At 71.1% G+C, this 12,066-nt stretch carries 15 protein-coding genes; 7 read left to right on the top strand and 8 right to left on the bottom strand.

Annotation, left to right across the window (positions count from 1 at the left end; translation table 11 throughout):
- Positions 1–101: 101 nt before the first annotated feature.
- The 5 genes from A3CE_RS52230 to A3CE_RS0138965 all read left to right on the top strand — a co-directional run bounded on the left by A3CE_RS52230 (position 102) and on the right by A3CE_RS0138965 (position 5,743).
- Positions 102–566, top strand: coding sequence for a MarR family winged helix-turn-helix transcriptional regulator (locus tag A3CE_RS52230; protein ID WP_020645531.1), 465 nt, complete (start codon positions 102–104; stop codon positions 564–566).
- A gap of 1 nt (position 567) precedes the next feature.
- Positions 568–1,056 carry a hypothetical protein gene (locus tag A3CE_RS0138980; protein WP_020645530.1) on the top strand — a complete coding sequence of 163 codons (489 nt, stop codon included), beginning with the start codon at positions 568–570 and terminating at the stop codon, positions 1,054–1,056.
- A 167-nt stretch (positions 1,057–1,223) separates the two neighbouring features.
- A complete protein-coding gene (locus tag A3CE_RS0138975; protein ID WP_026469289.1) occupies positions 1,224–2,438 on the top strand; it encodes a L,D-transpeptidase in 1,215 nt (404 codons plus the stop codon).
- A 223-nt stretch (positions 2,439–2,661) separates the two neighbouring features.
- Positions 2,662–4,179, top strand: coding sequence for a right-handed parallel beta-helix repeat-containing protein (locus A3CE_RS0138970; protein WP_063714264.1), 1,518 nt, complete (start codon positions 2,662–2,664; stop codon positions 4,177–4,179).
- Positions 4,180–4,291: 112 nt separating this feature from the next.
- The gene (locus A3CE_RS0138965) at positions 4,292–5,743 is read left to right on the top strand and encodes an amidase (RefSeq protein WP_020645527.1); all 1,452 of its coding nucleotides are present in this window, start codon (positions 4,292–4,294) and stop codon (positions 5,741–5,743) included.
- A 147-nt stretch (positions 5,744–5,890) separates the two neighbouring features.
- Here the strand turns inward: A3CE_RS0138965 and A3CE_RS0138960 are convergent, their stop codons facing one another.
- A complete protein-coding gene (locus A3CE_RS0138960; RefSeq protein ID WP_020645526.1) occupies positions 5,891–6,784 on the bottom strand; it encodes an SDR family oxidoreductase in 894 nt (297 codons plus the stop codon).
- A gap of 99 nt (positions 6,785–6,883) precedes the next feature.
- Here A3CE_RS0138960 and A3CE_RS0138955 point away from each other — a divergent pair, with 99 nt between their 5' ends.
- Positions 6,884–7,471 (top strand): TetR family transcriptional regulator, encoded by a 588-nt coding sequence (locus tag A3CE_RS0138955; RefSeq protein ID WP_020645525.1) that lies wholly within the window; start codon positions 6,884–6,886, stop codon positions 7,469–7,471.
- An 81-nt stretch (positions 7,472–7,552) separates the two neighbouring features.
- Here A3CE_RS0138955 and A3CE_RS0138950 read toward each other — a convergent pair whose 3' ends face one another.
- From A3CE_RS0138950 to A3CE_RS56895, 6 genes are all read right to left on the bottom strand, one after another.
- Positions 7,553–8,101 (bottom strand): carboxymuconolactone decarboxylase family protein, encoded by a 549-nt coding sequence (locus tag A3CE_RS0138950; RefSeq protein WP_026469288.1) that lies wholly within the window; start codon positions 8,099–8,101, stop codon positions 7,553–7,555.
- Positions 8,073–8,540: a DUF6187 family protein gene (locus A3CE_RS0138945; RefSeq protein ID WP_020645523.1), complete on the bottom strand. Its 468-nt coding sequence runs from the start codon at positions 8,538–8,540 to the stop codon at positions 8,073–8,075. The genes A3CE_RS0138950 and A3CE_RS0138945 overlap by 29 nt, the downstream gene beginning before the upstream one ends.
- The gene (locus A3CE_RS0138940; RefSeq protein WP_020645522.1) at positions 8,533–9,873 is read right to left on the bottom strand and encodes an FAD-dependent oxidoreductase; all 1,341 of its coding nucleotides are present in this window, start codon (positions 9,871–9,873) and stop codon (positions 8,533–8,535) included. Before A3CE_RS0138940 ends, A3CE_RS0138945 begins: the two co-directional genes overlap by 8 nt.
- A 28-nt stretch (positions 9,874–9,901) precedes the next feature.
- A complete protein-coding gene (locus A3CE_RS0138935) occupies positions 9,902–10,378 on the bottom strand; it encodes a DUF6423 family protein (RefSeq protein WP_043792933.1) in 477 nt (158 codons plus the stop codon).
- Between the two features lie 248 nt (positions 10,379–10,626).
- Positions 10,627–11,061 (bottom strand): DUF6235 family protein, encoded by a 435-nt coding sequence (locus tag A3CE_RS52225; RefSeq protein WP_245589655.1) that lies wholly within the window; start codon positions 11,059–11,061, stop codon positions 10,627–10,629.
- 20 nt (positions 11,062–11,081) lie between these two features.
- Positions 11,082–11,225 carry a hypothetical protein gene (locus tag A3CE_RS56895; RefSeq protein WP_020645519.1) on the bottom strand — a complete coding sequence of 48 codons (144 nt, stop codon included), beginning with the start codon at positions 11,223–11,225 and terminating at the stop codon, positions 11,082–11,084.
- A gap of 208 nt (positions 11,226–11,433) precedes the next feature.
- Here A3CE_RS56895 and A3CE_RS0138920 point away from each other — a divergent pair, with 208 nt between their 5' ends.
- On the top strand, positions 11,434–11,682 hold the full coding sequence (locus tag A3CE_RS0138920) for a hypothetical protein (protein WP_245589654.1): 249 nt from the start codon (positions 11,434–11,436) through the stop codon (positions 11,680–11,682).
- Between the two features lie 152 nt (positions 11,683–11,834).
- Here A3CE_RS0138920 and A3CE_RS0138915 read toward each other — a convergent pair whose 3' ends face one another.
- The gene (locus A3CE_RS0138915; RefSeq protein ID WP_020645517.1) at positions 11,835–12,059 is read right to left on the bottom strand and encodes an acyl-CoA carboxylase epsilon subunit; all 225 of its coding nucleotides are present in this window, start codon (positions 12,057–12,059) and stop codon (positions 11,835–11,837) included.
- Between the last annotated feature and the right edge of the window lie 7 nt (positions 12,060–12,066).

Here is a 12,066-nt window from a genome sequence, read left to right as displayed (position 1 = left end):
CCTCGGGGCCGCCGATCGGTCGCCGGCTTCGGCGGACGCGAGCGCCGCAGTTCGGATTCGACTGGACCAGGCCGCCAAAGAACGTTAAAGTCAATAACATTATGAACCGTAACGATCTGCCGCGAGAGGGTGTCCCGCCCGCCCGGCTGCGCCGATGGACGGGGTTCCTGCTCGCGTGGGTAGCCGCGAGCGGAGCCGAACACTACGGCCGGGCGCTGCTGTCGGTCGACCTCAAGGCCCACCATCTCGGCGTGCTCATCCTGTTGCAGGACGGGCCGATGGTGCAGTCGCGGCTCAGCGAACACCTCGGTGTCTTCAAGCCGGTCATGGTGTCGCTGATCAACGACCTCGAGACGATGGCATTGGCTCGGCGGATGCCGCATCCCACCGACCGTCGCGCGGTCGAGGTGCACCTCCTTCCCGCCGGCCGGAACCGGATCAGGGCCGCCGAGAAGGTCAGCCGAAGCGCCACTGACGAGTTCTTCGCCCCACTCACGTCGGCCGAGCGGCGTGTGTTCCACGAGTTGCTCGCCAAGCTGGTCGACCGGCCGCCCGCGCAGGAGTGACATGAAGACCTCACGGCAGCACCGCCTGACATTGGCGGCCCTGATCGGGATGGCCTACTGGCTGTTCGGCAACCTCTACGAGGCAGTGGTCTTCTCGCCGAACTGGGTCCGTGACAGCCCATCCCAGTTCACCAGGCTGCACGAGTTCTTCTCTGCCACCGGACCCACCCTCTACTTCGTGCCGGTCACCCAGATCGCCATCATGCTGGTCTGGGTGCTGTGGTGGCGCAACCGAGACGGCGAACTGGCGCGCGGCTACCGGCGCGCCGGGCAGTCCGCCGTGGCCCTGGCCGCGCTCACCGGCTACATCGTCGCAGCCGTGCTCCCGCACATGTTCAGCACGGACGCACTCGCGCAGCCGGGCAGTCTGCACTCCGCCGCCTGGCAGTGGAACATCCTCAACGTGTTCCGCATGCTCCTGACCGCGACGACCGTGTGCTATCTGTTCGGCGCCTTCCGGAAACTGGACCGAAGGATCAACCCCAGCTGAACGGGCCCCTACCGGGAACGCTACCGCCCCGGCGGCAGGTCGCCGCGGTAACGCGGCGTCCGTTCGGTACTCCTGTCTGTCACTTCACCCGCGGTGCGTCCACGGTCCTCGAGAGATCGGATCGTTACGCAACTCCGGGCCGGGTCGAACGTCTGATGATCGTGAGAGTGATCCGCATAGCCGGGCTCGGCCTGGTGGCCTTGGTGCTGGCAGCGTGTAGTGGACAGTCCGAGACCGTGGGGGCCGCGCTACCGGTCGGAGTGGCCGAAGCGGCCGGGACGGCGACAACCCCCGGTGTACCGGCCGCGACGGTGGCGTTCCTTCCCGCGGGTGGGGAGCAGCTGAGCCCGAAGGACCCGATCGTCGTCAAAGCGTCGGGTGGCACGTTGCAGGCGGTCGCGGTGACGAACCCGCAGACCGGCAACGGCGTCAAGGGCGATCTCTCGCCGGACAAGACGACCTGGACCAGCAAGGATCGGCTCCGGTACGGGTCCACCTACCAAGTGGTCGCCACCGCGGTGAACCAGGCGGGTGCGGCGAGTGAGCAGCGCGCGGAGGTGCACACGCTCAAGCCGTCCGGGGTCGCCACTCCGGCGCTGTTCCAGCCGGCGTCGAGCGATGTCGGCGTCGGCCTGATCATCGGACTGAAGTTCGATCATGACATCACCGACAAGGCCACCGCGGAGAAGTCCTTCAAGGTGACGTCCTCGCCGGACCAGGGCGGCAGCTGGTACTGGGTGAGCAAGCGCGAAGCGCACTTCCGGCCGAAGGACTACTGGAAGGCCGGCTCGACCGTGAAGCTCGAGACCACGACCTTCGGCATGCCGATCGGGGGCGAGGTCTACGGCGGGCAGGACGTCTCGGCCACCTACAAGGTGCACGACTCCTGGATCGCCAAGGCGGACGGCACTACGCACCAGATCAAGGCGTTCCACAACGGGCAGCTGGTGAAGACCGCGCCGACCAGCATGGGCAAGACCGCCGACACCCCGCCGCGGGGCCCGACGCCGACCTTCAACGGCACGCACACCGTGCTGGGGAAGGAAGAACACAAGATCATGGACTCCTGCACCTACGGCGTGTGCGAAGGCGACCCCGGCTACTACAGCGCGCCGGAGAACTGGAACGTCCGGATCTCCAACGACGGCGAATACCTGCACGAGAACCTGAAGACGGTCGGTGTGCAGGGCAGCGCCAACGTCTCCAACGGCTGCCTCAACATGAACACCGAGAACGCCAAGTGGTTCTTCGACAATTTCAACGTCGGTGACGTGGTCGAGGTCACCAACTCGGGCGGCCCGCAGCTGACCATCAACAACGGCCACGGCGACTGGGCCATCAGCTGGACCGCCTGGCAGGCCGGCAGCGCCCTGCACGGCTGATTCCCCCTTCCCTGTCAAAGAGGCCTCCGGCGCAGCGACTGCGCCGGAGGCCTCCTTCGTGCCGGCGCAGACGGGCGTCACGGGATGGTCCGTCGACGGACTGTCGACGGATTGTCGCCGGGCCCTGCGATGGTGACCCCATGGACGACGCCGGCCGCGTGACCTGCCGGGACACGGTGTGCGGCTCCTCCTTCGGTGATCCCTTTCAGGAACGGGAGTGCGCGTGAACCGGAGTAAACGGCGGGTGTTGCTGGTGACCATGGCGATCGCCACGGTGTCGATCGGGACGGCGGTCGCCGTCCACGCGGCCGGGTCCAAGGCCGGCTCGGGGGCCGGCGGCTGTTTCGATCCCGTGGCCTTCGGTGCCGTGCCGGACGACGGCGGGGACGACCGGGTGCCCGTCCAGGCCGCCATCGACGCGGCGAGCGCCGCGGGCGGCGGCACCGTGTGCCTGGGCAGCGGGCGCTGGCGGGTGACCCGCGCACCCGTGGGTTCCTACGACCGGTTCGCGGCGCTGTCCACGCACGGAGCGCACGTGACGGTCAGCGGCACCGGGCCGGGCACGGTGCTCGAACTGGCCGGAGACCAGCAGGCCGGTGCGGTCTCGGTGATATCGCTCGACCCGGGGGCGAGCGATATCACCGTGGAGCGGCTCAAGATCGACACCTCGGCGGCGACCAACACCGACGAGCAGACCCATGCGATCGCGATCGGCTCCGGCGTGTGCACGACCGCGAACGGAACCTGCTCGATGCCGGTCACGGACGTCACGGTGCGGGACGTCGTCTTCGCTCATCCGCCGACGCCGGGTGCGCGCAAGGGCGACTGTATCCGGCTGCTCGGCAACACGCCGGCCACGGCGGTCAAGCGCGTGACGATCTCGGGCGGCTCGTTCGTCAGCTGCGCGCGCTCCGGGGTCGGCGTGCAGCGCAACGTGTTCTCGCTGGCGGTAGTGGGAAACCACTTCGGCGAGCAGATCGGCGACACCGCCTTCGACGCGGAGGCCACCGGGGGCGACTGGGACGACGGCCTGCGCCTGGAGGGCAACTCCTTCGCCGATTCGACGGTGACGTCCAGTGCCGCGCTGTCGACCTACCGGCACGCGACGATCACCGGGAACACCTTCAGCGGCAAGGGACTCGCTCTCTACCGGACCGAGGATGTCGTCGTCGCCGGCAACACGTTCGACGTCACGGCGGGCACGGGCGGCGGGGTCATCGACTCGCAGAACGTCGCCACCCGCGACAAGATCACCGGCAACGTCATCCGGCGGCACGGCGTGTCCGGTCCGGGCATCCGGATCACGCCGCACAGCGGCGGGATCCCGGCCCAGGTGACGGTGACCGGCAACACGATCGTCGCGGACGGCAACGCGGACGGCATCTACGGCGATTCGGTGCACGAGATCGGCATTCGCGACAACGACATCACGTTCACCGAAGCCGCCCCCGACGGCTCCGGAATCACGCTGCAGGGCATCACCGGGCCGATCGAGGACGCGATGATCACGGGCAACACGGTGACCGGCGCGAGTCCGTACTTCGCGGCGGTCCGGCTCGACTCGCGGCCCGAGGCGTTCGGCGGGGTCACGGTCGCGCTCAACGCGTCGCGCGGCGCCACCCGCTCACTGCAGTGCTCACAACGCGCGCCGGGCGGCTTCCCGCCGTCGATCGTCTCGACCGGCAACCGCTGGAACGTCGCGCCGACCTGCCCGGTCGCCACGCTTCAGCCGGGTCAATAAGTGCCCTGGTGACAGGCGCGGTCAGCGGGCAAGAACCGGGGAAACCGGCCGTTTCCCTGTTGCGCGAACCGGAATTTCGTGTCCTCTGCGGCGACCGGATAGCTTCGGATTCATGGAGTGGAGCTTTCAGACCGCGGAAGAATTGGCGGCCGCCTTGCGCGCCGGTGAAGTGTCCTCAGTGGAGCTGACCGACGAGGCGATCGCCCGCATCGAGCGGGAAGACAAGGTGATCAACGCGATCTGCGTGCCGGACTTCGACCGTGCGCGGGCCGCCGCACGCCGGGCCGACCAGGCACGCGCCCGTGGTGAGGATCGGCCGCTGCTCGGGATTCCGGTGACGGTCAAGGAGTGCTACAACATCGCCGGGCTGCCCACGACCTGGGGCATGCCGCCGCACCGGGACTACGTGCCGGCCGAGGACGCGGTACAGGTGTCGCGGGTCAAGGCCGCGGGCGCGGTGGTGCTCGGCAAGACCAATGTGCCCTTGGGGCTGCAAGACATCCAGAGCTTCAACGAGATCTACGGCACCACCAGCAACCCGTGGGATCACGATCGCACGCCGGGCGGGTCCTCCGGCGGGTCGGCGGCGGCCCTGGCGTCCGGGTTCGGCGCGCTGTCCCTCGGCTCCGACATCGCCGGCTCGCTGCGCACCCCCGCGCACTTCTGCGGCGTCTACGCGCACAAGCCGACGCTCGGGCTGGCGGCCGGCCGCGGCATGGTCCCGCCGTCCGAGCCGGCCTTGCCGGTCGACCTCGACCTCGCCGTCGTCGGCCCGATGGCGCGCACCGCCCGCGACCTCACGCTCCTGCTCGACGTCATGGCCGGACCGGACCCGCTGACGCACGGCGTGGCGTACGACTTGGCCCTGCCGCCCGCTCGCCACGAGAAACTCGCCGACTTCCGGATCCTGGTCCTCGACGAACATCCGCTCATCCCGACCGGGTCCGCCGTGCGGGCGGGCGTGAACCGGGTGGCCGCCGCGCTCGTCGACGGCGGCGCCCGCGTCGAACGGCACAGTCCGCTGCTGCCCGACCTGACCGAAGCCGCGACGCTCTACACGCAGTTGCTGATGTCGGGCACCGTTGCGCGTTTTCCGATCGAATCGGACGAGCAGCTGCGGACCCGCGTCGCCGGAATGAGCGCGGACGACCAGAGCCTCGACGCCGCGCGGCTGCGCGCCATGGTGTTCAGCCACCACGACTGGATGGCGGCGAACAACCGCCGCGAGGTCCACCGCCACGGCTGGCGGCAGCTGTTCGCCGAGTTCGACGCCGTGGTGTCCCCGATCACGCCGACGCCCGCGTTCCGGCACGACCACCACCCCGATCCGCTGGTACGGCGGATCGACATCGACGGGGTCGAGTTCCCCTACTTCGACCAGCTCGTCTGGGCCGGCCTGGCCACCATGCCCGGCCTGCCCGCCACCGCCGTCCCCGCGGGCCGGTCCCCCGAGGGCCTGCCGGTCGGAGTGCAGCTGATCGGCCCGATGTTCGAGGACCGCACCCCGCTGGGCCTGGCCGAACTGCTCGAGCAGCAGATCGGCGGCTTCCAGGCACCGAAGTAGGGCGCACCGCACTGCCGGGGTACCGCAGTTTCCCTACGCCGTGCGCACGTGCCGGTGCCCACTGGCCGGGAAGACCTGCGGGCTTCCCCAGCCGGCCCGGTCCCGGGAGCGCTTTCGGGGCCGGGCCGGATGGCGGCGAACGCGCCGCTATGCCGAGTACGCGCCTGCGGCCAGGTCGTCGATGAGGGTCGGTCCGCTGGGTGTCCAGCCGAGCAGCTCCTGCGTCGCGGTGCTGGTCGCCGCGAGGTCCATCGCGAAGAACGTGCCGATCCACCCGAAGTGGGCCTGGACGTCGCCGGCGGGGATCGACGCGACGGGCAGGTCGAACGCGCGGCCGATCGCCTCCGCGATTTCGCGGGTCGCCACGCCTTCCTCGGCGATGGCGTGCAGACGGGTACCTGCCGGTGCCTTCGCGAGGCCGAGAGTGACCATCCGGGCCGCGTCGGTGCGGTGCACCGCGGCCCAGCGGTTGGTGCCGTCGCCGGGGTAACCGGACACGCCCTTCTCGCGGGCGATCGCGGCGAGGACCGCGATGAACCCGTGGTCGCCGGTGCCGTGCACGCTCGGCGCGAAGCGCAGGCTCACGGTGTGGACCCCCCGGTCGACGAACTCGAGCGCGAGGTTCTCGCTTCCGCCGCGTGGCGAGTCGGGGCCGTGGAAGGCGGACGCGTCGTCCTCGGTGGCGAGCCGGCCCGGGGTGAGGGCGGCGACACCGGAGGCAAGCAGGAACGGCCGTCCGGTGCCCGTGAGCGTGTCGCCGATGGTCTGGACGGCGGCCCGTTCGGCGGCGTTCGAGACGGCCGGGTGGGCGAAGTCGTGCTTGTTCGCCAGGTGGATGACGGCATCGGCGTCCTTGGCGCCGGCGCGGATGCCGGCCAAGTCGTCCAGGTGACCGCGGCGAACGTGGGAGCCCTTCGCCGCCAGCGCGGCGGCGGACGCTTCGGACCTGGCCAGCCCGGTGACCTCGTGGCCCGCGGCGAGCAGGTCGTCGACGACGGCCGAGCCGATCCAGCCGGAGGCTCCGGTGACGAAAACGTGCATGACGTGAACTCCCTCGACGGTTGATGTCTGCGACTGACGTCAGTCACAGACATCAACGTACACTTCAAGTCAGTCGCTGTCATCACTACACTCGACCGCATGGTGCGTTGGGAACCGGGAGCCGCCGAGCGGCTTCAGAAGGCCGCTCTCGAACTGTTCGCCACGCGCGGCTTCGAGCAGACGACCACGATGGAGATCGCCGAGTCCGTCGGCCTGACCGAGCGCACCTTCTTCCGTCACTTCAGCGACAAGCGCGAGGTCCTCTTCCACGGGCAGCAACTGCTCGCGGACGCGTTCCTGGCCGGCGTCGACTCGGCGCCGGCGGAGGCGTCCCCGCTCGAGCTCGTCGCGGCCGCGCTGCAGTCCTCGGCGTCCTTCTTCCCGGACGAGCGCCGGGCCCACTCCCGGACCCGGCAGTCGGTCATCGACCAGAACCCGGCGCTGCGGGAACGCGAGCGGCACAAGCTCGCCAGCATCGCCACCACGCTCGCCGACGCCCTGCGCCGGCGCGGCGTCGACGAAGTGGCCGCCACCCTGGCGGCGGAGTCGGGTGCCACCGTGTTCTCGATCGCGTTCACCCAGTGGATTCGCGAAGACGAGCAGCGTTCTCTCGCCGGCATCGCCGCGGAGGTGCTGCGCGAACTGCTGACCCTGACCGCCACGGCGGCGGAGAGGATTCCGCGGTGATCACCGCGGAATGACGGCGATCCCGACCCGCTCCTCGGCCGGGTCGAGGGCCCGCTGAGCGGGCCGTTCTCCGCGTCCGGCTCAGGCGTTCGGCAGCAGGCCGGCCAACCCCGCGTAGCCGCCCTCTTTCAACCGCTCGCCGGACGTCGTCGCGTAGCCCGCGTCGGCGCTGATCCCCAGGCCGTCGACCATCCGGTTCATGAAGTTGAACAACGCGCACACGAGCACGGCGTCGTGGAGGGCGCGCTCGTCCCAGCCCGCGGCGAACACGGCGTCGGCGTCCGCGTCGGTCATCCGGGAGGGCGTGCGGGTCAGCTTCCCCACGTAGGCGAGCACCGGCTTGAGCCGCTCGTCCACCGGCGCCGAACCCAGGTCTTCGAGTGCCGCGGCGAGCACGCCGCCTGGCACGCCGAACGCCTCCGCGGTGACCGTGTGGATGCCGTGGCAGTAGTCGCAGCTGTTGACGCCGGAGACGTAGGCGGCGATCAGCTCGCGCTCGCCCGGGCTGAACGGCGACTCGCCGCGCAGCAGCTCCTCGTGGAAGGCCAGCAGGTGCCGGGCCGGGCCGGGATAGGCCTGGAACACCTGCAGCAACGTGGTTTCAGCGGGCAGGGACCTCAGGTACGACATCGGCGGGTTCCTTTCCGTACGCCCGCCCGTCGGCGAGCCGGTCGACCTCGGCGCGGCGCAGCGCACAGGCCGTGAGGTAGGCGAGCGTGGCGGTGCCCGCGCCCGGGACGGCCTCGCCGACCCGGTCGAGCCGGGCGGCCCACTCCCGGCGCAGCGATCCCGGGGAGGACGTCGACGGCGCTTCCCCCAGCCCGCCGCGGACCGAACGCCAGTGTTCGGCGCCCGCCGCCACGAGCCCGGCCACGGAGAATCCCGCGACGCCGTGCCGCACCTGGTCGACCACCTGTGTCACCAGGGCCGGATCGTCCGCGAGCCGAGCCAGGCCCAACCCCGCCAGCAGGCGGTCGGCCTCGAGGCCGAGCAGGATCACCCCGGCTTCGGTGGTGGCGGGGTCGTCGACGGCGGGTAGCGCGAAACGCGAGTCGTGCGGCTCAGGCACCGGCGACCGCCTCGAGACCGGCCGCGACCGCCGCGCCGTCCCGCAGCCGCCGGGCGATCGCCGCGGCCGCGCGTGTCGTCGCGACCCGGTGCCCGTCGATGTTGCGCGCGGCCGGGCCGAGCACCATCCCGGCGGCGGCGCCGATGACCGAGACCTCTGGTGCCCGGGTGTAGGCCATCGTCCGCTCGTCCAGCTCCGGCCACCCGTCCCGCGCACCCACGAGCGCCGGCGGCAGCAGGCCGGTGCCGATCGACGGGGTGGTCCCCAGCGCCAGCACGGCGTGGTCGCCCCCGACGCGGCGGCCGTCGGCCAGCCGGACGGCCACGGTCCCGCCGACCCCGGCCGAGACCCGCCGCACCGGGGCGCCCCGGTGGACGACCAGCCTGCCCTCCGCTTCGGCGCGTTCCAGCAGCGGCTGGAACTCGAACATGATGGACGCCCGCCGGAAACGGCCCATCAGCCCGAGCCGCTGTTCCCAGCCGACGCGGTCGAACCGCTTCCGGCCTTCGGGCCGGAAGAAGGCCGAGTTGACGTCGGCACACTGGTAGCGCTCGCCCGGTTCCCGGATCACCCAGTGCACCTCGCGCCCGGCGTCGAGCGCGCCGGTGATCAGGTGGGCCGCGGTCAGGCCCGCGCCGACGACGACCTGGCGGCGGCCGCCGCCGACCGGCCCCGATTCGTCCCAATAGGACACTCCGGGCGGCGGCGCGCCGGCGCCCCACCACGAATCGGGCGCCGCACGGCGTTCTTCGCCCAGTGCCAGCACGACGTGCCGGGCGGTGAGGGAACCCCGCTCGGTCGTCACCGTGGCCGTGCCGCCGCCCGGGAGCACCTCGCGCACGGTCGCGCGCCAGGTCTTCGCGGCGATGTGGTGACTGGCGACCAGGTGGTCGCAGTACGCCTCGAACACGTCGACCGGGACGACCGACCGGTGGCCGGACTGGGCCATCCGGATCTCGCGCCGCTCGGTGCGAGTGAGCCGGCCCCAGTGCAGCCGCGCGAAGTCGAGCAGCTCGCAGTCGCGGAACCCCTCCACACCGGGGTGGTGCTCGTAGGGCGAGCGCAGGACGCGCTGGCCGAGCAGGTCGATCCGGTCGAAGAACCGGCCGCCCGGCCGCCCGTCGCGGTCCAGCAGCACGACGTCGTGGACGCCGTGGTGCCACAGCGCGGCGGCGACGGCGATCCCGGCCGGCCCGGCGCCGACGATGACGACGTCGGCTGTGCGGCCGTGCCCCGCGGGGAGCGCGCCGGCCGGTCCCGTGGCCGGCACGCGCGGCCAGTGCCGCCCGCGGGGGGAGTCGAGCAGGTGTGGCTCGGGCACGAACGTGATCACGGGCTCCCCCTGCGCACCGGCGGGACGATCAGACCACGGTGACCGGGACGATCAGCTCGATCACCGGCCGCTGGCTCAGCCCGTTGGCCACGAGCTCGCCGAGCGTCTGCTGCGACTGCTCGGCACTGTCGGTGGCGATGGGGCTGTACCGGGAGTAGAAGTACGTCGGCTTCCGGCCGGTCGTCTCCATCGAGTAGGTCTTGAGCACGGTTTCGCCGGGCCGGACCTCGCCGTCGTAGAACGTCAGCCGGCGCTGGTCCGGGGTCATGAAGCTCTTCGCGAACTGGGGCGACATCAGCATTTGGTCGTCGACGAAGGTGGAGTCCTCGTCCATGACCGCCTGCATGGCGACCCAGGTCCGGTCGGTCAGGTTGGTCTCGGCCTTGATCACCTGCCACCGGCCCGGCTCCGGGAGGTTGACGCTGACCGAGACGTCGTGGTCGGTGGTGTCGATCGCCCCGGTGATCATCAGGACGCGGCGCGCGAGGTCCGCCGTCCCGGTCATCTGCACGTCGCGGGCACGCACCCGGCTGGAAACGTCGAGTCCTGGCAATTCGGGTGACGACATGGTGCAGCCTCCTTGTATACCCACCCCAGAAATAAGGCCTGACCAGCGAACAATGCCAGGTTTTCACACGGCCGGAGACACTGTCAAGGTGAGGAATGCACGTTCTGGCCGACGTTCTCCGCAACGAACATCGGCGAATGCGGCACGGCGAAAGGCCGTTCGCCCTAAGGTGCCGTCCGTTCGGCTCAGTCGGAACCGGTGGCCTCCTGCTGCGCGGAGTCGTCGACGCTCTCGTCGAGCCCGCCGACGTACCGGATCTCGAACACCGACTCGGCGGGGCGGATCATGATCTTGAGAACAAGATCCGCTTTCACGAGAAGAATGAAATTACCCGGATCGCGCGAATCCCCGAAAACGTCGTAGACGAGGAAGGCCGAGCCGTCGCTCACGGAGAACAACGCTTCGTAAACGGCATTCCGCTCGACTTGCGACGCGGCCTCCGCCCAAGTGTCGAGCAGCTCGACGCCCTCGATGAGCTGGAGGCGCATTGCCATCCGCCGGCCTCCCAACCAACGTCCGCGGGCCGCCGCGGGGCGTGAGGCCCGCGCCTGCCGGAGATCCGGGCGGCGCTCCGGCTCGAACCACCTTCGAGTATCGAGCCGGCGCACCGGCCCCGGCATCTCCGATCTTGCCCAGCGGCTCAGTTGTAGCCCAGCACGATGTGCTCGGGCAGCGGGTCGTGCTCGGCGGGGGCTTCGCCGCCGCGCTGGAGGGGGATCCGGGGTTCCGGTTGGTCGGCGGCCCGCTGGTCCGGCCCGGCGCCGGCTCCGGTCGTGAGGTCCATGGCTGTCTCCGTTCTTCCGGGGATCGCTCCACGATGGGGGTTCGCGGTCGAGGACGGGCTGGGATCCGGTGGTGCCGGGCCGGTGCGCAGGCCACGAGTGGCCCGGGCCGCGGAAGCTGCGGTGCACTGGAGGGACGGTGTTCCCGTCCGAGGTCGTGCCGGAGGTCGTGCGGGAACCGGTTCACTCCGGCACCGATGCGAGGTCCCCATGTCCGACTCCTCACCCCGGAACCGCCGCCCGGGCGTCCCGGACGCGATGGCCGGTGCGGCGGTGCGCCAGCGGACCTGCGCGGTGTGCGGCGCGGAGTTCGCCCCCGGCGCGCGGACCGAGATGGAGGTCCTCCACGACGGGGAGGTCCGGTACGTGGCCGTGCACCCGGGCCACAGCACGTACGCGAGGGCCCGCGAGAACACGGTTGCGGACCGCCTCCGCCGGATCACCCGCCCCGCAGCCTGACGGAAAAAGCGAGCGGCGCGACCTCGCGCGCGGTGCGTCCAGCCCCGCCGCCGGCCCACGGCTCCCGAAGTCCGTGAATGGCACATCGAGGGACTTGAAGTCCCTCGATGTGCCATTCACGGACTTGGGCGAGCGGCGGCCAGAAGAGGGTGCTAAACCGGCAGACCGGACAGGCGCCACGCGCCCGGGCGCGGCCTGGGCCGCGGGATCGCGCCGGGCCGCCACGCCGGGTCCGACCACGCTCTCCCGGCCGGTTCGCCGCCCTCGCGGGCCGGTGCGGCGGCCGTGCACAGGGCCAGCGCCAGCACCAGCGCCGCCAGCTCGGCGGGATCCGGCTCGCCGCGCACCACCTTCACCACCCGGTCGTCGCCCGGCACGGGGTCC

This window comes from Amycolatopsis balhimycina FH 1894 (genome assembly GCF_000384295.1).
Lineage (GTDB): Bacteria > Actinomycetota > Actinomycetes > Mycobacteriales > Pseudonocardiaceae > Amycolatopsis > Amycolatopsis balhimycina.
Note: the sequence above shows the minus strand (reverse complement) of the source record. Positions and strands in the feature narration are given on the sequence as shown.